The sequence below is a fragment of the Microbacterium sp. LKL04 genome (assembly GCF_900102005.1).
Lineage (GTDB): Bacteria > Actinomycetota > Actinomycetes > Actinomycetales > Microbacteriaceae > Microbacterium.
This window is the reverse complement of the sequence record NZ_LT627736.1, coordinates 2,670,482-2,688,512: the sequence shown is the minus strand read 5'-3', so window position 1 is coordinate 2,688,512 and position 18,031 is coordinate 2,670,482. Positions and strand designations below refer to the sequence as shown.

Genomic DNA, 18,031 nt, shown 5'->3' with positions numbered 1-18,031 from the left:
ACGCGCCGCACGATTCGCACAGATCCTAGCCCCTGACGGCGGCCCCGACACCGCTGCCGCCGAGTCTCAAGCCTTCATCCGCGATCCGGCGGGCGTCGCGAACCCCGCGCAGGTAGGCCCGCCATGGCGCTGACGACCGGAGCAGCTGTGCGCGCCCGCCCCGGAGGATCACTTCACGAGCGGATGCGGTGACGCCGGCGCGCCAGCGACGGATCCCTTCTTCGTCGAGGAAGCGAATGGCGAAGAGCATGCGATTCCGGATGTTGAAGTAGTAGTACGTCTCGGACTTGCTGCGGCTCGTCTGTCGATGCGATCGGTGCGTCGCCCCCTCGTCATGGACGGCGACGGAGTCGGTCACCACGCGCAGGGTCCCGCCCGCGGCCACGGCCCTGCGGGAGAAGTCCACGTCCTCCCAGTACAGGAAGTACTCCTCGTCGAAGCCACCTGTGGCATGCCAGAGCGCCGCCGTGAACCACAGGCACGCGCCGGTCAGCCACTCCCAGGTCTCCTCGCCGGGGTACTGGGCGCGCTTGGCATGACTGCGGGTGCGACCGTCGACGAGGGAGACGTCCGAACCCGCGAACCAGACCGAGCCTCCGGGCGTCATGATTCGCGGCGCGCACAGGGCGAGCGGAGAGCCCGCGGTCGCGCTCCGGAGCGTGCGGACGGCGTCCCCGCCCATCCGGGCGTCCGGGTTGAGCAACAGCAGCCCGGTCGCTCCCGCTTCGAGGGCTGCGGCCACGCCGAGGTTGACGCCGCCGCCGAAACCGGTGTTGACGTCGGGCTCGATGAGGGTCCAGCGTTCCCGTCTGGCGAGGTCGCGCATGCGCTTCCGCTCGCCGCCGGTCGTCGGATTGTCTACAACGACGACGATGTCGGGCTCCGCCTCCGCGACCGTGGCAGCGAGATTGGCCTCGAGGAGCGCGCTCGAGCCGTAGTTCACGACGACGACGGCCCACCTCGCGTCGTCAGCCGACACGGCGCATCTCGCGGAACCACTTCACGGTCGCTGCGCCCAGGAAGAGCGCGTTGACGGCGAACAGTGCGCCGTAGACCGCCAGGAACAGCGGCGACACCCCCCACAGGAGGAAGGCGAGGCAGAGCACGCCGAAGTCGGTCGGCAGAAGGATCATCGACCGCCCGAACGTACCGCCGGCACGCGCGTGGGTCGATGCCACACCGCGTGCGCCTTTCAGGAGGTCGTTCAGGATCATCCCGAAGAACGTCACGGTCGCGACGACGGAGTAGCCGATCGGGATGAGAAGGGCGAACTCGCCGAGGTCCCCGAACCGGTAGAGCCCGACCAGGACGGCAAGGTGCAGACTCGCGATCTTCAGGGCATCCACGAAGTGGTCCAGCCATTCACCCGCGACCGAGCCGCCGCCGCGGAGCCGGGCGACCTGGCCGTCGGCGGAATCCCACGCGTAGCCCGCTACGAGCAGCACCGCGGTGAGAATGCCGGACCACCAGGACGGCGGCACCGTCGCGATGAGGGCGACGCCGACGAAGGTGTGGGCGGCGCTCACGAGGGTGACCCGGTTGGGCGTGAGACCGAGTCGGTACGCGACGGCGGCGAACAACCGTCCGATACGACGGTTGACGTACACCGAGTACGCGGGCGCACCACGGGCGTGGCCCTTTTGAGCTCCGCGCAGTCTCGCCATCGTCTCGGCGAGATTCGGTGAGATGGGATCTGTGGTCGTCATCGGGTTGCTCCTCGCAAGCGTCGTGCGCGTGGGCTACGGACGGGCACCGCGACACGGTCCGGATCGGCGATCCCCGAGGGCGGACGGACGGTGCGGGACACCCTACCGGGCACCGTCGCGATCCCAGCGGTGACGCGCAACCACGCGGCCGTCGTGCTCACGTCCCCTATGAGCGAAGTCATTCGCGCCACCCCCAGTAGCTCGACATTCGCGGGCGCCGGAAGCGCCCATCCCCACGGCCAGTATGCCGCGCAAACCCGATGTTGTCTCGCGCGCCGGCCGACTCCGCCCCGCCCGGACCCCGTGGCTGAAGGGGTGAGCATGCGGAGCGGAAGGCGTCCGCCGACCTGCCAGACTGTCCGCTATGCCGACCGGTGACCGCCTGCGCGTGATGCAATCCTTCGGGGCGCCGCGACCCACGTCCAATCCTTACGTCCACATGCTGGATGCCGCGCTGAACTCCGAACCCGGACACGAGCACCTGCGCTTCGACCGCCGGAGCGCGTTGCTCGGCCGGTACGACGTCCTGCATTTCCACTGGCCGGAGACGCTTTTCGGTGGAGCGACCCCGGCCAAGCGCGTCGCCCGTCGGCTGTTCGCCACCGTGCTCGTCGCGCGACTGCGACTCACCCGCGTCGCGATCGTCCGGACGCTCCACAACGTCGAGCTCCCCGACGTGGACTCGCGGTGGGAACGGTTCCTGTTGCGGTGGATCGACCGCCACGCCGACTTTCACATCCGCCTGAACGATTCCACGCCGGTGCGCCCCGGCATCCCGTCGGCCGTCATCCCGCACGGCCACTACCGCGACTGGTTCGCCCGCGTCGAGACCGTTCCGGCGGCACCGCGCTCTCTCGGCTTCGTCGGTCTCGTGCGCCGCTACAAGGGCGTCGAAGCGCTCATCGAGCGTTTCCGGGAGACCGCCTCCCGTCTCGGGGACTGGACGCTCCGGGTCTCGGGAAATCCCTCGACGCCGCAGCTCGCCGCGGAGCTCCGGGAGCTCGCCTCACCTGACGACCGCATTTCCGTCGATCTCCGATACCTGTCGGAGGAGGACTTCGCCCGCGCCGTCATGTCCGCATCGGGGATCGTGCTGCCGTATCGGTTCATGCACAACTCCGGCACGGCGCTCGCGGCGCTCTCGCTCGATCGCCCCGTCCTCGTGCCCCGCAACGAGGTGAACGAGGCGCTGGCCCTCGAGGTCGGCGACGGGTGGGTGACGATGTTCGACGGCGACCTCACGGCCGACGCCCTGTCGGCGTTCGCCGAAGCGACGAACGCCATTCCTGCGACGGTCCCGGATCTGGACGACCGCGGATGGTCGCTCGTCGGCGCCCGCCACCGCGAGGCGTACGTCGGGGCGATCCGGTCGCGGCGGGGCGAAGCGTGAGTGCGTCGAAGCGGATCCTGATCGCGGTGCCGTCGTACCGCCGGCCCGACCGCCTCGCCCGGCTGCTGATCACCCTCGCCGACCAGCGCGAGGACGTCGCGCCCCTGAGCGCGGACGTCATCGTGATCGACAACGATCCGGGAGGAAGCGCCGCAGGACCGGCTCAGGCAGCATCGGTGCACTACCGGCTCGAGCCGCGTCCCGGTCTCGCCGCGGTGCGGAACACCGCGCTCGACGAAGCCATCTCCAGAGGCGTCGACGCCCTCGTCTTCATCGACGACGACGAGGTCCCCGCCCCCGGATGGCTGCAGGCCCTGATATCGCCCTGGGCTGCGGGGACGGCGGATCTGGTCTCGGGCCGCGTCGAGTCGGAGTTCGACGTCCCGCCCGACGAGTGGATCGTGGCGGGCGGGTTCTTCCGTCGTGTCCGATTCGCGGACGGAGAGCGGATGCCGGCGGCCCCGACCAACAATCTCCTGATCGACGTGTCCACGCTCCGCACCACGGGCATCCGCTTCGACGAGGACTTCGGACGCTCCGGTGGCGAGGACATCCACTTCACGTCCGCCCTCACCCGAGCCGGTGTGCGGATCGCGGCCGCGCCGCGTGCCGTGGTGACCGATCACGTACCGGCGGACCGGGCGACCCCGTCCTGGGTCCTCCGGCGCGCGTTCCGCGTCGGCACGACGACCGCCCGCAGCGACATCGGGCTCACCTACGGCGCCGTACGCACTCTCCGACGCCGCGCCCGCTGGCTGGCCGTCGGGCTGGCGCGCGCGCTGGCCGGTACCGGCCGGTGGTTCCTGGGCGTCGCGACGCGTTCGACGGTGCACCGGGCCCGCGGCGCGCGACTCGCGGCCCGTGGGATCGGTATGGCTGCCGGCGGCGCCGGGTTCCGCTACCTCGAGTACCGACCCCGCACCGGATCGTGACGCCCGGGCGCGTCGTGGTGTAGTGTCCAGGAATCGGGCTTTGGGGGCCCGATTCGAGTTGGGGCTCGATCTAGCTGGCTGGGGAGCTTGCTATGACTGTGCGTATCGGTTACGCCGCGGGGGCGTTCGACCTGTTCCACGTGGGACATCTGAACATCCTTCGCCACGCGAGGGAGCACTGCGACATGCTCGTCGCCGGTGTGGTCAGCGACGAGATGCTGCACGAGGTGAAGGGCGTCGACCCGTTCATCCCGACGGCGGAGCGAGCCGACATCGTGCGCGGCATCCGCTTCGTGGATCACGTCCACATCGAACGCGTGCCCGACAAGCTGGCAGTGTGGCGCGAGGTCGGTTTCACGCACTTCTTCAAGGGCGACGACTGGCGCGGCACCGAGAAGGGCAACCGCCTCGAACGCGAGTTCGCCGAGGTCGGGGTCGAGGTCGTGTACTTCCCATACACAGCGCACACCTCCAGCACCCAGTTGCGTCGTGCGCTCGAGGTCGCCTCGGCCGAGACGCTGTTCGACCGCGAGCTGCGTTCCGAGTCGGCGTGACCGCGGCGCGCGACGACGGCGCGCGATCCGAGGGTGCCGACGACGTCATCGAGCTCTTCGTCGGCCAGGTCCTCGCCCTCTATCCCCTGCGGGTCATGGGCGGACCGACCAACGGACTCGATCCTCCCCCGCTGCGGAGCATCTTCCCCCGCTCCCGCGATCCGAGAGCGTCCGTCGCGACCGAGCAGGACGGGGCGCGCGCCCGGGCGCGGACCTATGTCGTCCTCGCCGATGCGCCGGGCCACGGCATCCTCTCCATCGGCGACTACCGGGTGGAGGTCGTCATCCTCCCCCTCGATGCCTCGACCCCGCCGCAGGCAACCGTCTTCCGCATCGCCTCGATCACCGGGCGGATGGTCACCGTCACCGGGTCCGTCATCGACCCGCTGATGGATGCCGCCGACTGAGCCCTGACTTTTCGAGACCTGTCCCGCCCACCGTCGTGCGGGACAGACGGCGAGAGCCGCACCCCTGTGGACGGGGTGCGGCTCTCGACCTGGATGTTGTTGCGGGTCAGCGACCGCTGCGGCGGCCGGCACCGTTCTGGCGGACGACCGAGCCGACGGTGAGCGAACCGCCACCGCTGGCGCGGCGGCCGGTGCGCCGGGCGCCGCCGGCCGGAGCGGCCTTCGGAGCGCCGTGCGAGGCGGCCTGGCCGGCCGCGCGAGCGGGCTGACCGTCGCGACGCGGGGCGTCTGCGGTACGGCGCGTGGCGTCGGAGGTGCGGCCCTGACCGCGACCGCGCCCGCCGCCCTCGCCGCGTCCGCCGCCCTGGCCGCGTCCGCCGCCCTGACCCTCGCGGGCGGCGCGCTTGCGCTGCGCATTCGCGCCCTGGCTCTGGCCCCCGCCGCGGGTGTGCGGCTGCTCGGGCGCCGGGGTGACGTGCGGGGCGATCTGGCCGACGAGCTCGACGACCGAGGCGGATGCCGCGGTCACGGTCTCGGGCGTGACGGAGATCGACGCCTTGCGCAGCAGCGAGTCGACGTCGCGACGCTGCTCCGGGAGCACGACGGTGACGACGGCTCCCTCGGCGCCGGCGCGGGCGGTGCGGCCCGAGCGGTGCAGGTACGCCTTGTGCTCCATGGGCGGGTCGACGTGGACGACGAGTTCGACGTTGTCGACGTGCACACCGCGGGCGGCGACGTCGGTCGCGACGAGCACCCGGGCGGTACCGTCCGAGAACGCGGCGAGGTTGCGGTCACGCTGCGGCTGCGAGAGGTTGCCGTGCAGGTCGACCGACGGGATGCCCTGCGAGGTCAGCTGCTTCGCGAGCTTCTTCGCGGCGTGCTTGGTGCGCAGGAACAGGATCCGGCGACCGGTGCCCGAGGCGAGGAAGCGCACGAGCTCCTTCTTCTCGTCGGAGCCGGGAACGTGGAAGACGTGGTGCGTCATCGCGGCGACGGGAGAGTGCGCCTCGTCGACCGAGTGCAGCACCTCGTTCTGCAGGAAGCGGCTCACGAGCTTGTCGACGCCGTTGTCCAGCGTCGCGCTGAACAGCATGCGCTGCGCGCCCTGCGGGGTCGCGTTCAGGATGCGGGTGACACCGGGCAGGAAGCCGAGGTCGGCCATGTGGTCGGCCTCATCGATGACGGTGATCTCGACGGCGTCGAGGCTCACGAGCTTCTGCTGCATGAGGTCCTCGAGGCGGCCGGGGCAGGCCACGACGATGTCGGCACCGCCGCGGATCGCCTCGACCTGACGGTTCTGGTTCACGCCGCCGAAGACCGTCGCGGTCTTCATCCCGTACGCGGCGGCTAGCGGTGCGAGGGTGCGGTCGATCTGGGTCGCGAGTTCGCGGGTCGGTGCGAGGACGAGGCCCAGGATGCGGCCGCGACGGCGGGTGCCGCCGGCCAGGCCCTGTCCGAGGCGGGCGACCATGGGGATCGAGAAGGCGAGGGTCTTGCCCGAGCCGGTGCGGCCGCGGCCGAGCACGTCGCGACCGGCGAGCGTGTCGGGGAGCGTGTCGATCTGGATCGGGAACGGGGTGGTCTTGCCGTCCGCGGCGAGCGCGGTGACGAGGGGAGCGGGCACGCCGAGCGTGCCGAACGTGGGTTCAGTCATGAGAGAACTAACTCGGGCGTGTTCGCCCGGATCGGTGTCCCGAGTGCGGATGCGCAGACGGGTTCGCCGTGAGAAGGAGTCGCCAGCGACGATCGGTGGATCGGCAGCGGATGATGCGTTCTACGACGCGAGGGGCACCAGAGAAGGCACCGCAACCCGTTCAGCCTATCAGTCGCCTCCTGGGCGAGGCTCTCAGAGCTCCGCACCCGACACGGCGAACGTGTCGCACGCCGCGTGGCCGCCCTCGTAGCCGGCCATGAACCAGCGCTGTCGCTGCTCGCTCGAGCCGTGGGTCCAGCTCTCGGGGTTCACGCGTCCCGACTGCTCCTGGATGTGGTCGTCCCCGACGGCCGCCGCGGCGGAGAGCGCATCGTCGATCTGCGCCCGCGTCGGCTCGAGCAGGTAGGGCTGCCCGGCGGCATCCGTCTGCTTCGGAGCCTCTGCGGCCCAGGCTCCGGCGAAGCAGTCGGCCTGCAGTTCGGTCCGGACGGCGTTGCTGTCCTCACCCGTCCCGTCGCGCGGGTGGTCCTCGAAGACACCCGTCAGGTGCTGCACGTGGTGGCCGTACTCGTGCGCGAGCACGTACAGCTGCGCGAAGTCGCCGCCCTCGGCGCCCAACTGACCGCGCAGGATCGACCAGAACGTGGGGTCGATGTACACGGTCTCGTCGGTCGGGCAGTAGAACGGACCCGTCTGATTGGATGCCGTTCCGCACGGCGTCTGCGCCTGCTGATCGACGATCACGAGGCTCGGAGCCCGGTAGTCGCCGCCGAACTCGCCCTCCCAGTAGGAGTTGATGACCTCTTCGCCGGCGTCGAGCCGGCACGCGTCGTCGTTGTTCGCATCGCTGCCGGTCTGGCAGTTCGTCAACGCCGTCCCCGGCTCGGAACCGCCGCCGCCCGGCGCGCCCCCGAGAAGCCCGCTGAGGTCCTGCCCGGTGAAGAGCGAGAAGAGCAGCACGGCGATGCCGATCACCCCGACTCCGGCGCCACCGGCGATCATCGGGCCGCGGCCACCGCGGCGGGTCGCGCTCTTGCCCCGCACATCCGCGTTCGGGTTGAAGGTCATGCCCGGACGCTACTCCCGCCGCCGCCTCGGACGACACGGGTTGCGTCCACGCCCGGAACCCTACTCGCGCCCCCCCGCGCGCCCGCGCGATCGGACACAATGGGGCCATCGGGCACAATGGAGTGCGGCGGCGCTGACCGCGTCGTCGCTCGCGGAGGAGATCATAGTGGACGCACGCGCGGACGAACCGGCACCCGGGGACTACGCGGAATCGCGCCTCATCGCGATCCCCGACGATCCGACGACGGATGCCCCCGGCTTCGCCGCGCTGCACCCCAGCCCGGAGTGGTGGCTCGCCCTCCCGGCCGGCTCGCGGCTCGTGGGTCTCGTCGTCTCGCGACCCGACATGCCGAGCGTCGTCGCGCAGCGCGAGGCGCTCGCGCAGTTCGGCGTGCCGATCGAGGGGTTCCGGCATCCCGCCCCCGACATCGGGGAGACGTGGGAGGAACGGCTCACGCGCCTGTTCGGCCGCCTGGGAGCCGGGGACGTGCTCGTCGTCACCGACGTCAAGGCGCTCGGCCGCGACGCGCACGAGGAGACCCGGACGGTCGCGGAGCTGCGCCGTCGGTCGGTCATCGTAAAGGTGCTCGACCGGAGCTGAGCCGATCGCTCAGGACGTCGCGCAGATGCGGAGCGGGTCGCTCGTCGAGCCGTTCTCACGGCGCACGCTGACGTCGATGCAGAGCTGGGTGTCCGAGCCGAGGGAGACCGTGACGTTCGTCTCCCGCACGTTCGCCGCCGTCGCCTCGCCGCCGTCGAGACGGACCTGCTGCCACAGGTAGGTGTCCCCCTCCTGCGGATCGGGGTTGATCCAGCGGAACGTCGCCTTGTCGCCCGACACGGAACTCTCGCCCTCGGTCGGCGGCGCGATGAACTCCGACACGGGATCCTGCGGGATCGGCGCCGCCGAGGGCGAGGTCTCGGGAGCTGCCTCGTCGACCGGGGGCGTCAGGAGGGACGCGACGACGACAGCTCCCACCACGACGATGGCGACGACAGCGGCGGCGATCAGCCCGATCCACAGACCTCTGCGGGACGTGGCCGGAGCATCCGTCGGCGGTGCCGTGTCCTGCGGAGATGCGGCCTGCGGAGATGCGGCCCGCGGCGCACCGGTCGTCGCAGACGGCGGAAGAGGCGACGTCGGCGCCGTGGCAGCGGGGATGCGCTGGGGCCCCCGCACGATCGTGCCCTCGTCCGCCGCGGTGGTGACCGGGGCAGACGGCGGGATGGCCGTCGGCGGGCGCAGCATGGTCGCGTCGGAGCCGGTGTTCGTGCCCGTGTCGACGGGTGCCCAGCCCGAGGTGTCCCGGCGAGCCGTGGCATCCACCCCTGTGCCGAGCCCGCCGGCGAGAGCGGAACGCTCCCACGTGGGCCCCGCGGCGGGCGACGTGTGCGGATCGATGCTGACGATGCCGCGGACGCGGGTGAGTTCGCCGTCCTCCTCCTCGTCCTCGATGGGCGGAGCGTCGTCGAGGATGTCGATCGGGGTGACGGAGTGAGCCAGCTCGATCTGCACCTTCTGCAGAGCACGCGCGAAGGCGACGGCGGATTCGTACCTGTCGCCCGGCCGCTTCGACATGGAGCGTTCGAGCACCTGGAACAGGGACGCCGGCACGTCCGCGCGCTCGAGGCGCGCGAGCGGCTCCGACTCGATGCGGCGGATCAGATCCGCGCCGCCGTTGCGCCCTCCGGGCACCTCGAACGGCGACCGACCCGCCAGCAGGTTGTAGACCGTCGCGCCCAGAGCCCAGACATCGGACTGCACGGTGAAGTCGGGGCTGTCGGCGAACGACTCCGGCGGCGACCACGGGATCGACATCCCGGCCGACGGATCGGTGCCCTCCGCCGTCGTCGCGATGCCGAAGTCGGTGAGCGCGGGGCGGTTGTACTCCGTGACGAGGATGTTCGCCGGCTTGATGTCGCGGTGGAGGATGCCGGCACGGTGCGCCGTCTCGACGGCTGCGGCGACCTGGATGCCGACGCGAAGCGACTCCGCGACCGAGATGGGCGCCGACCGGGCACGCACCTGCAGATTCGGCTTGGAGCAGTACTCCATCACCAGATACGAGCGGCCGTCGTCCGACACACCGGCCTGGTAGATCGTGACGATGGCGGGATGCGTCGACAGCATCGCCATGACATTGGCCTCGGCCTGGAACTGCTCGGCGACGCCGCTGGTCATCTTGTCGGCGAGGAGGACCTTGACCGCGACCCGACGCCGCGGCAGCGCCTGCTCGTACAGGTAGACGTCGGCGAAGCCCCCGGACCCGAGGACCTGGACGTACGAGAAGCCGGGCAGTTGGGGCGGCGGCGCAGGGGCGCGCTTGGAGCTCACGGAAGGTCCTCGAAGGTGAGGGTGACGCCGTCGCCGAGATCGAGTACGTCGGCGTCGATCACCATGGTCGGCTCGTTCGGGTGGAGTCGCACGGGGTCGTGGCCGCCGCGGAGGAGGACGGTGCCGTTGGTGCTCGCGAGATCGACGGCGAGCACGTGCTCGCCCTCGGCGCGGATCTCGACGTGGTTGCGCGAGATGTCGTGCTGCGGCCCGTCGACGGCGACCAGCGTGGGCAGGTCGTTCTCGGCCGGGCGGGTGGAGCGGGGACGGCGCCCGATGATGACGGTGCGCTCCAGCTCGACGACCCGCCCGTCGGCGAGGCGGATGCGTCCGCGGGAGGGGCTGCGCGGCGGGACGTCCTCGATCGAGTCGTAGGACGTGGATGCCGCGCGCATCGCGCGGGCCTCGGCGACCGACACGGTGGCGCCGTCGTGGTCACCCAATTGCGCGGCGCCTGCCACGTCCGGCGGCAGCGGCGGCACAGGCGGCACGAAGGGCGGGAGAGCGGGCACCGCCGTCGTTCCCTTGGCCGCCGTGCGCGGGCTCGCGACCGTCGCGCCGAGCTCGGGGTCGTCGTCGATGCCGGAGACGGTCTCGGAGGGGGTCGCCGCACTGTGGGGCGCGGATCCGCCCGGGGTGGACACCGGCGATCCGCCGAGGGTGTGCAGGGGCGGCACGCCGGTGACGAGGCCGGGGGTCGCGGGCTCCGGCGCGAGCTCAGAGGCGGGTTCCTTCGCCCGGGTGCGGGGTGAGGCGATGGTCTCGCCGAGATCGGCCGGGGATTCCACCTCCGGCGAGGAGGCGGCCTCCGCCGCGGGCTCCGGCTCCGCCGCGGGCGCAGGCTTGACGGCCGGCTCAGGCTCCGGCTCGAGAACGGGCTCCGGCTCCGCCACGGGCTCCGGCTCCGGCACGGGCTCGAGCGCGGGTTCGGGCTCGAGCGCGCGTTCGGGCTCGGCGGCGGGGGCAGACACCGCCGGTGCGGCGGCGGCGACGGGCGTCGGAGTATCGCCGCCCGCCAGGTCGAAGACGACCTCGGCCGCAGGGACGACTCCCGATTCGATCGGCAGCATGTCGGCATCCGTGCCCGTCCCGAGGTCGACGCTCACGCGCACGACCCCGGCGAGGAACCGTTCGGTCCAGGTGGCGACGCCGTCGCCCGAGATCGCGTCGACGCCGTCCGCGGTCTCGACGACGAGCGTGACCGGACCTCGGACGGCGACCCGGACGCCGTCGCCCTCGGCGACGGCGAGACCGAAGGGCGGGATCGCCGCGAGCGACGTCCCGAACGCGCCGGTCAGGGACTCGAGGACGGCACCGATGCCCCCGCCGTCCAGGCGACGCCAGACGCCCTCGACCGCGTGCGGGGTGACCGCCGGCGGCAGCACAGCGAGCGCGGATCCGGTCACGGCAGCACGCCACGCCTCGGCGTTGCCGTCAGGCCGGTATCGCACAGAGCGCATCAGGCGTCTCCTCCTGCCGCTGCACGCGGCCGTGTGTCCTCGTCGGCGTGCGACACGCGGCCCGCGGGCGACGTGTCGTACGCATCATCATCCTGCCCTGACACGCGGACGGCATCGACCACGACAGCCGTGATGTTGTCGCGACCGCCGTGGAGCATCGCCTCGTGAACGAGGCGGGTCGCCGCTTCGCCGGGGTCGCTCACATCTCGCAGGATGCCGCTGATGCGCTCTTCGGGAACCTCGCCCGACAGCCCGTCCGAGCAGATGAGCATGCGGTCCCCCGGTTCGGCCGCGACGAGCCAGAAGTCGGCCTCACCGCCGCTGCCGGCGCCGATCGCGCGGGTGATCTCGTTGCGCCGCGAATCGCGGCCTGCCGCTTCGCCGGTCAGCTCGCCCGCGTCGATGAGTTCCTGGACGACGGAATGATCGACGCTGATCTGCTCGAGCTCACCTTCCGCGTACCGGTAGGTGCGCGAATCGCCCACGTTGATCGTGAGCCAGTAGCCGTGCCCGCCGACCTCGGTGACCGCGACGCCGGTGAGGGTCGTGCCGGCCGCACGCCCCTCATGGCTGATCCGGAGTACGGCGGCACGTGCCCGGGCGAGGGCGCCCCGCATCTCCTCGATGCCGACGGAGTCGCGGCCGACGAGGGTGCGGAACTCGGTGACGACGGCGGAGCTCGCTGCGGCTCCCGCGTCGTGACCGCCCATGCCGTCGGCGACGAGGAACAGCGGGTACTCCGCCAGATGCGAATCCTCGTTGACGCGTCGCCGCAGGCCCGGATGCGTCGCCGCTCCGATCTCCACGTCGATCGCGATCATCGGGCGCTCTCCACCGTCAAGCTCCGGTCGCCGACCTCGAGGACGTCGCCCGACCAGATGCGCGCGGGTTCTCCGGGCGCGAGCCGTTGCGGCTGGCCGCCGCGGACGATCACGACGCCGTTGAGGGAGTGCCGATCGACGATCCAGGTTCCCGTGGCGTCGACGCCCACCTCGAAGTGGGTCTTGGACATCGAGAGCGTCTCATCGCGCACGGCGACGCTGCGACGTCCCTCCTGATGTCCGGGGCCGCGGCCGAACAGGCTCGGCTCGTAGACGTTGTGACGGGTGCCGTCATCCCAGCGGAGGATCGCGATGACCGGCGGAGCCGCGTGCTCCACCGCATCGGGCTTTCCGTCGCGGTGGGGAACCCCGGGAACGGTCGAGATGACGTCGACCGGCAGCGTCCGAGGGATGCGCCGGTTCGCCGGAGGGGATGCCGGGGCCCACGCGGGTGCCGGCAGGGCGGCACCCTGCAGCGCGGGCGCCGCGGGCGCGGGCGCGGGAGCGACGACCGGGGCGGGCGCCGCCGCGAGCACAGGCTCCGGCGACAGTGCCAGGGCAGGGGCAGGGGCGAGGTCGGCGGCCGGAGGGGAGGCCGGCGCCGCCTGCACCCGGTCGGGCCGTTCGACGCGGCTGACGTCGACCACGACGGCACCGGATGCGATGTCGTGCCACCCGCGTCGCCACCGCGAGGGGTCGAACAGGGGCGAGAACAGCCCGACGAGGACGCTGCCGGTCAGTCCCCAGATCAGGTTGCGCCCGAGTGCACGTCCGAAACCGAGGCCGGCGTCGTCCGCAGAGTGCGCGAGCGCGAGACCCATGAACCTCATGCCGAGCGATCCGCGTCGACCCTGGAGCGCCGTGTGGATCAGGAACCAGACGATCGCGGCGACGATGACCGCAGGGACCAGGACGAGAACCGGCACGGCGCTACCGGTGAGGACCGACGCGGTCACGACCACACCCGAGACGAGCGCGACGACGACTCCCGCGATCACGGAGTCGATGACGACGGCGAGGATGCGGTGGAGCATCGTCGCCGGGTGACGCTCGGTCATCGTCGTCGCGTCCGGACCATCGTCGAAAGACTCGCCCACAGATTCGTCCGGTCGCGTCGCAGCGACCGAAGACTCAGCCGCGCTCGCAGGCGCTGCCAGAACGTCGCTCCGCCGGCCATGCCTGCAACGATCTCGTCGACCTCGCGCCAGAACGCGTCGACGTCCTCGGGGCTGGGGTCGCCGGGACCGTAGACGTCGGCGTCGGCCTGCTGCGCGAGGGTCGCAACGCGGGCACCGTCGAACGACTCGCCGACGACGACCGCGCTCTCGGCTCGCGTGGACCCCGGCGGGACGCTGATGCGGTAGTCGACGGCGCGGTCGACGAGTTCGTCCCACCCGCCCGACACGCGATCCGCGGTGCGCTCCGCGTGCAGGCGGCGCGTACGCCGCGCGGCTTTGATCCCACCGATCACGAGGAAGGGCGACAGGAGCAGGAGGATGCCGCCCAGACCGACCGCCGTCCACAGCAGCACGGGCCCCAGCCACCCGAGACCGGAGTCGGGCTGCTCGTCCTGATCGCGCTCCTCGGCCAGTGCCGGCGGAAGCTCCGCGGGCTCCTGAGCGGGCGGCGGCGGCTGCAGCACCTGCGGCTTGGGGTTCGCTCGCGGCTTGGTGTTCTGCTGGCTCGGCTCGTTGTCCTCGTCGGGGGTCGGGTCGAACGGCACCCAGCCGACACCCTCGAACGCGATCTCCACCCACGCGTGGACGTTCTCGCCCGTCGCAGTGAAGACGCCACCGGCATCCTTCTCGTCCTGGTCGGGGTGCCAGCCCATGACGACGCGCGCCGGCATGCCGAGCTGCGTCGCCATGAGGGCCATGGCGACGGCGTACTGCTCGTCGTCGCCGATCATCTGCTCGTTCGAGACGAGCATCGAGATGCGCGCCGCACCGTGACCGGAGGGCGAGTAGACGTCGCTCGCAAGACCGTGGCTGAAGTAGCCGTCCGTCTGGAGATAGGTCTCGAGCGCCCGCGCCCGGTCGATCGGCGTCTCGGCATCCTCCGTGGCGTCCGAGGCGATCTCGCTGAGCGCCTGCGGGATGCCCGCCTGCTTGGGCATCTTCAGCGACGCAAAGGGGGTCTCCGAGAGCTGCTCATCCTTCACGACCGGGGGAACGATCGTGTCGATCGTGTACGCGTCACCCGATCGGACACCCGAGGTGGTCACGGCCGTCCCCGTGCCGTCGTTGAAGTGCGCACCACGACGGAGGTCGGTCGCGCGCGTCCCGGCGAAATCGAACTCGCGAGCGGAACCGACCGTCGGCAGCCAGACACCGGAGAGGTTCTCGATGTCGACGCGCACCTTCGTCTCGGTCCCCTCCGCCTGCGGCGACATGTTGGAGCGGATGGAAGTGAACGCACTCGACGAACCCGCACCGTCCTCGGCGACGTTGTAGACGATGCCGTCGTAGGAATCCATCGTCGCGAGGCGCACGCGGCCGTCCTCCGGGAGGCCGGTGACGGTGAACAGCGGATCGGTCGTGTAATCGCGGACGTACTTGCGCCAGGCCTGCAGCGGGCTCGCATAGTCGTGGATGTCGAAGGGCGGGACGACGAAGTCCCGCAGGATGTAACGCTGCGTGGGGGGTGCGGCGGTCGCCGCCACCGCGGCGCCTGCACCCGTCGCGAGAGCGAGGACGACGCCGCCCGAGATGAGGCGACGCAGTCGTGCGGCGCGCGAGGCATCCGCTCCCGGCGTCGCCGCTTCGACGGCGGTGCGCTCCGGGCTCCACATCGTCCGCAGCGCGAGCCAGACGACGGCGACGACGGCGAAGAGGACGCCCTGCACGATCGGGGCGACGGTCTGAGCGGTGCCGAGGAGGATCTCGCCCGCGATGTAGAGGGAGGCGGGGATCAGCGCCCACGCCGCACGCCGCAGCCGGAGCGCGAGCGATGCGGTGAGCACCGACGCGACGAGCGTCAGGAGGAACGGCACGATCAAGTGTCCGTCGCCGGGGTCCACCGGCGGCACCGTGGTGAGCAGGTCCTTCCACGAGGTCACGACGCCGACCGCGAGCTGACGCCAGGTCTCGAGCGTCGGAATGACTCCGAGGAAGGTCGTGTGCGGCAGGGCGAGCGCGCCGCCGAAGAGGAAGTACACCGCGACTGTCGCGCCCGTGAGGGTGAGGACCCCCCAGCGCCAGCGCGCCCCGACCCACGCGAGCACGAGACCCAGCAGGAGCGCACCGATCGCCGCGACCAGGTAAGACGTGCCGTCGAAGGTGGCGGCGAAGCCGATGATCGCGACCGTCAGGAGGAGGACCACGGCACCGACGTCCGCGACGACACGGCGCCAGGTCATGCCGGGCAGCAGCAGGAAGGCGAGACGGTTCACGAGAGTACCTTGCGGAGGGCGTTCGGGAGCTGGTCGAGGTGCCCGAGGGCGACGACGTCGGCGTCGCCCACGCGGCGCAGCGCGGGGGATTCGAGGCGGCTGTCCGCGATGACCGCGATGGTGCGCACTCCGAACGGCACGCGGGAGCACGCCAACCGGATCTGGCCCGCGTCGACCGTGGACCCGCAGATGAGGACGGCGACGGCGGCATCCGGGGAATGGGCGGCCAGGATGCCGGCGAGGGCGACGATCCCGCCATCGCGGGGCTTCGTCGTCTCGAGGGCGGAGAGCGAGTCGAGGAAGCGGCGACCCGTCTCGGCTCGGATCTTGCCCTCGGACGTGCGGACGTCGAGGGAGCGCGAATCGCGGAGCGCCCGGAGGCCCACCGACCCGGTGACCGAGATCGCCGTCTCGAACTCGTCGGCATCCCGGTACTCTCCGGGATGGGTCGACAGCGCGACGACGAAGTGCGACCGGCGGGTCTGCTCGTACTCGCGGACCATGAGGGTGCCGGTGCGGGCCGTGGACTTCCAGTGGACGTGCCGCAGGTCATCGCCCGGCTGATAGTCGCGGAGCGCGTGGAACGACACGTCGTCGCGGGCCAGGTGCTGGTCGGGCAGCCCCTCGAGGTCGCGCATCAGACCGAGCGAGAGCCCCTCGAGCGGGAGCGTGCGCGGGTGCACGAACAGGTCGACGGCCTGGCGCCGGTCGTGGGTGCGCTCGAACAGGCCCAGCGGGTCGCCGCGGAGCACGCTGACGGGCCCGACGGAGAGGACCGCCCGGTGGGTCGTGGGGATCGCGAACAGCTCCTCGTGCTCCTCGCCCGCCTGCAGGCGCGGCACCTGGAACACCCCCCGCCCGGACCCGACCGGCAGGACGATCTCGGAGGGAAGCAGGGCGCGGGAGGTGCGGTTCGCCAGCTTCAGCGCGCCGACGGCCCGCTCCCCCACCACGACGCGGGTGCGCGTGAGATCGAGGTCCACGTCGTACGCCGTCCGACCGAACAGGAAGCCCACGCACAGGAGCGCGAGGACGGTCGCCACGATGGCCGCGACGAACGCCTCCTGCCACCCGAGCGTAAGCGCCGCGATCCACAGGACGATCGCCACGGCGATGACCACCCAGCCGGTGACCTGGATGACGGCGGCGACGACGGAGATCCGCGCACCGGCGCGGCGCGCCCAGACCGCGGCATCCTCTCGGAACTTCTCGCCCCGCGTCGCCTGACGCGCGGCGAAGGCGGGAGCGTCCTCGACGGTGTCCGCGGGCGCGCCGGAGGGGCCGGGCGCGTCCGGCGCGGCGACCGTCTCCGGCGTCATCGTCATCAGGCCGACGCCCTCGCGAGAGGCGCCTCGACCTGCGTGAGAGCGCGCTCGATGACGGACTCCGACGTCGTGCCCGAGAACTCGGCCTCGGGGTCGAGGACGAGGCGGTGGGTCCATACCGGCGCGGCGAGCGCCTTGACGTCATCGGGGATGACGTAGTGACGGCCCTGCGATGCCGCGACGACGCGCGCGATGCGCATCATCGAGATCGCACCGCGGACCGAGACGCCGAGCTTCGTAGCATCCGACTCGCGGGTGGCCTCAACCAGCTGCGCCGCGTAGCGGGCAACGGCGGGGTCGACGTGGACGGTCGCCGCGAGGTCGGCCATGTCGGCGACGGCCTTCGTCGTGATGACGGGACTCAGCTTGCCGGACGGGTTGCGGTCGACATCGCCGGCGAGGATGCGCTCGGCGACGGCGAGCGAGGGGTAGCCGATCGACGTCTTGATCATGAAGCGGTCGAGCTGGGCCTCGGGCAGCTTGTAGGTACCCGCCTGCTCGATCGGGTTCTGCGTCGCGATGACGAGGAACGGGCGGCCCACCTCGTGCGGCACGCCGTCGACGGTGACCCGCGACTCCTCCATGACCTCGAGGAGGGCCGACTGCGTCTTCGGCGAGGCGCGGTTGATCTCGTCGGCGAGGACGATCGACGAGAAGACGGGTCCCTTGTGGAATTCGAACTTGTGGTTCTGCTGGTCGTAGATCGTGACACCGGTCACGTCGGAAGGCAGCAGGTCGGGCGTGAACTGAATGCGGGTGGACGTGCCCTGCACGCTCGCGGCGAGCGCCTTCGCGAGGCTCGTCTTTCCCGTACCGGGAGCGTCCTCGAGGAGGACGTGGCCCTCGGCGAGCATCGCGGCCAGCACGAGGCCGACCACCTCGCGCTTGCCCATCAGGGCCTGGTCGACGTTGTCGACGAGGCGCGTGAACGTGTCGCGGAACCAGGCCGCCTGTTCAGGGGTCATGCTCATTCGTTCAGTCCTTGCTC

Annotated in this window: 16 protein-coding genes; 5 read left to right on the top strand and 11 right to left on the bottom strand. The window is 71.4% G+C overall.

Annotated elements, in window-relative coordinates; translation table 11 throughout:
• Nucleotides 1-25: 25 nt before the first annotated feature.
• Both BLP38_RS13115 and BLP38_RS13110 read right to left on the bottom strand, forming a co-directional pair.
• Entirely contained in the window at nucleotides 26-979 is a 954-nt protein-coding gene (locus BLP38_RS13115; protein WP_091358624.1) for a glycosyltransferase family 2 protein, read from the bottom strand.
• Nucleotides 969-1,706 carry a CDP-alcohol phosphatidyltransferase family protein gene (locus BLP38_RS13110; RefSeq protein WP_091358621.1) on the bottom strand — a complete coding sequence of 246 codons (738 nt, stop codon included), beginning with the start codon at nucleotides 1,704-1,706 and terminating at the stop codon, nucleotides 969-971. The genes BLP38_RS13115 and BLP38_RS13110 overlap by 11 nt, the downstream gene beginning before the upstream one ends.
• A gap of 364 nt (nucleotides 1,707-2,070) precedes the next feature.
• On the opposite strand from BLP38_RS13110, the gene BLP38_RS13105 reads away from it, so the two are divergent.
• From BLP38_RS13105 to BLP38_RS13090, 4 genes are all read left to right on the top strand, one after another.
• Nucleotides 2,071-3,096, top strand: coding sequence for a glycosyltransferase (locus BLP38_RS13105; RefSeq protein ID WP_091358617.1), 1,026 nt, complete (start codon nucleotides 2,071-2,073; stop codon nucleotides 3,094-3,096).
• Nucleotides 3,093-4,028 (top strand): glycosyltransferase family 2 protein, encoded by a 936-nt coding sequence (locus tag BLP38_RS13100; RefSeq protein WP_157681109.1) that lies wholly within the window; start codon nucleotides 3,093-3,095, stop codon nucleotides 4,026-4,028. Before BLP38_RS13105 ends, BLP38_RS13100 begins: the two co-directional genes overlap by 4 nt.
• A 92-nt stretch (nucleotides 4,029-4,120) precedes the next feature.
• A complete protein-coding gene (locus tag BLP38_RS13095; protein WP_091358611.1) occupies nucleotides 4,121-4,582 on the top strand; it encodes an adenylyltransferase/cytidyltransferase family protein in 462 nt (153 codons plus the stop codon).
• Nucleotides 4,579-4,989, top strand: coding sequence for a hypothetical protein (locus BLP38_RS13090; RefSeq protein ID WP_091358609.1), 411 nt, complete (start codon nucleotides 4,579-4,581; stop codon nucleotides 4,987-4,989). Before BLP38_RS13095 ends, BLP38_RS13090 begins: the two co-directional genes overlap by 4 nt.
• A 106-nt stretch (nucleotides 4,990-5,095) precedes the next feature.
• On the opposite strand, the gene BLP38_RS13085 is transcribed toward BLP38_RS13090, so the two are convergent.
• Nucleotides 5,096-6,643, bottom strand: a complete 1,548-nt coding sequence (locus BLP38_RS13085) for a DEAD/DEAH box helicase (protein ID WP_091358606.1) — start codon at nucleotides 6,641-6,643, stop codon at nucleotides 5,096-5,098.
• A gap of 192 nt (nucleotides 6,644-6,835) precedes the next feature.
• The gene (gene ypfJ / locus BLP38_RS13080) at nucleotides 6,836-7,711 is read right to left on the bottom strand and encodes a KPN_02809 family neutral zinc metallopeptidase (RefSeq protein ID WP_091358603.1); all 876 of its coding nucleotides are present in this window, start codon (nucleotides 7,709-7,711) and stop codon (nucleotides 6,836-6,838) included.
• 166 nt (nucleotides 7,712-7,877) lie between these two features.
• Between ypfJ and BLP38_RS13075 the strand changes: the two genes are divergently transcribed.
• The gene (locus BLP38_RS13075; RefSeq protein ID WP_091358600.1) at nucleotides 7,878-8,312 is read left to right on the top strand and encodes a dehydrogenase; all 435 of its coding nucleotides are present in this window, start codon (nucleotides 7,878-7,880) and stop codon (nucleotides 8,310-8,312) included.
• A gap of 9 nt (nucleotides 8,313-8,321) precedes the next feature.
• Here the strand turns inward: BLP38_RS13075 and BLP38_RS13070 are convergent, their stop codons facing one another.
• From BLP38_RS13070 to BLP38_RS13040, 7 genes are read right to left on the bottom strand one after another with little or no spacing between them, the layout of a single operon-like run.
• Nucleotides 8,322-10,046, bottom strand: a complete 1,725-nt coding sequence (locus BLP38_RS13070) for a serine/threonine protein kinase (RefSeq protein WP_091358595.1) — start codon at nucleotides 10,044-10,046, stop codon at nucleotides 8,322-8,324.
• Nucleotides 10,043-11,506, bottom strand: coding sequence for an FHA domain-containing protein (locus tag BLP38_RS13065; protein ID WP_091358591.1), 1,464 nt, complete (start codon nucleotides 11,504-11,506; stop codon nucleotides 10,043-10,045). The genes BLP38_RS13070 and BLP38_RS13065 overlap by 4 nt, the downstream gene beginning before the upstream one ends.
• Nucleotides 11,506-12,327 carry a PP2C family protein-serine/threonine phosphatase gene (locus tag BLP38_RS13060; protein WP_091358588.1) on the bottom strand — a complete coding sequence of 274 codons (822 nt, stop codon included), beginning with the start codon at nucleotides 12,325-12,327 and terminating at the stop codon, nucleotides 11,506-11,508. Before BLP38_RS13060 ends, BLP38_RS13065 begins: the two co-directional genes overlap by 1 nt.
• A complete protein-coding gene (locus tag BLP38_RS13055) occupies nucleotides 12,324-13,385 on the bottom strand; it encodes an RDD family protein (RefSeq protein WP_157681108.1) in 1,062 nt (353 codons plus the stop codon). The genes BLP38_RS13060 and BLP38_RS13055 overlap by 4 nt, the downstream gene beginning before the upstream one ends.
• Nucleotides 13,382-15,718 carry a transglutaminase domain-containing protein gene (locus BLP38_RS13050; RefSeq protein ID WP_091358581.1) on the bottom strand — a complete coding sequence of 779 codons (2,337 nt, stop codon included), beginning with the start codon at nucleotides 15,716-15,718 and terminating at the stop codon, nucleotides 13,382-13,384. Before BLP38_RS13050 ends, BLP38_RS13055 begins: the two co-directional genes overlap by 4 nt.
• Complete coding sequence (locus tag BLP38_RS13045) at nucleotides 15,715-17,043, bottom strand: DUF58 domain-containing protein (RefSeq protein ID WP_091358579.1); 1,329 nt, start codon at nucleotides 17,041-17,043, stop codon at nucleotides 15,715-15,717. Before BLP38_RS13045 ends, BLP38_RS13050 begins: the two co-directional genes overlap by 4 nt.
• Complete coding sequence (locus BLP38_RS13040; protein WP_091358576.1) at nucleotides 17,043-18,014, bottom strand: AAA family ATPase; 972 nt, start codon at nucleotides 18,012-18,014, stop codon at nucleotides 17,043-17,045. Before BLP38_RS13040 ends, BLP38_RS13045 begins: the two co-directional genes overlap by 1 nt.
• Between the last annotated feature and the right edge of the window lie 17 nt (nucleotides 18,015-18,031).

Excerpts from the sequence above, each read along its gene's own strand:
- BLP38_RS13110 (WP_091358621.1), bottom strand. The coding sequence starts at position 1,706 with ATGACGACCACAGATCCCATCTCACCGAATCTCGCCGAGACGATGGCG.
- BLP38_RS13105 (WP_091358617.1), top strand. The coding sequence starts at position 2,071 with ATGCCGACCGGTGACCGCCTGCGCGTGATGCAATCCTTCGGGGCGCCG.
- BLP38_RS13095 (WP_091358611.1), top strand. The coding sequence starts at position 4,121 with ATGACTGTGCGTATCGGTTACGCCGCGGGGGCGTTCGACCTGTTCCAC.
- BLP38_RS13085 (WP_091358606.1), bottom strand. The coding sequence starts at position 6,643 with ATGACTGAACCCACGTTCGGCACGCTCGGCGTGCCCGCTCCCCTCGTC.
- ypfJ (WP_091358603.1), bottom strand. The coding sequence starts at position 7,711 with ATGACCTTCAACCCGAACGCGGATGTGCGGGGCAAGAGCGCGACCCGC.
- BLP38_RS13065 (WP_091358591.1), bottom strand. The coding sequence starts at position 11,506 with ATGCGCTCTGTGCGATACCGGCCTGACGGCAACGCCGAGGCGTGGCGT.
- BLP38_RS13060 (WP_091358588.1), bottom strand. The coding sequence starts at position 12,327 with ATGATCGCGATCGACGTGGAGATCGGAGCGGCGACGCATCCGGGCCTG.
- BLP38_RS13055 (WP_157681108.1), bottom strand. The coding sequence starts at position 13,385 with ATGACCGAGCGTCACCCGGCGACGATGCTCCACCGCATCCTCGCCGTC.
- BLP38_RS13045 (WP_091358579.1), bottom strand. The coding sequence starts at position 17,043 with ATGACGATGACGCCGGAGACGGTCGCCGCGCCGGACGCGCCCGGCCCC.
- BLP38_RS13040 (WP_091358576.1), bottom strand. The coding sequence starts at position 18,014 with ATGAGCATGACCCCTGAACAGGCGGCCTGGTTCCGCGACACGTTCACG.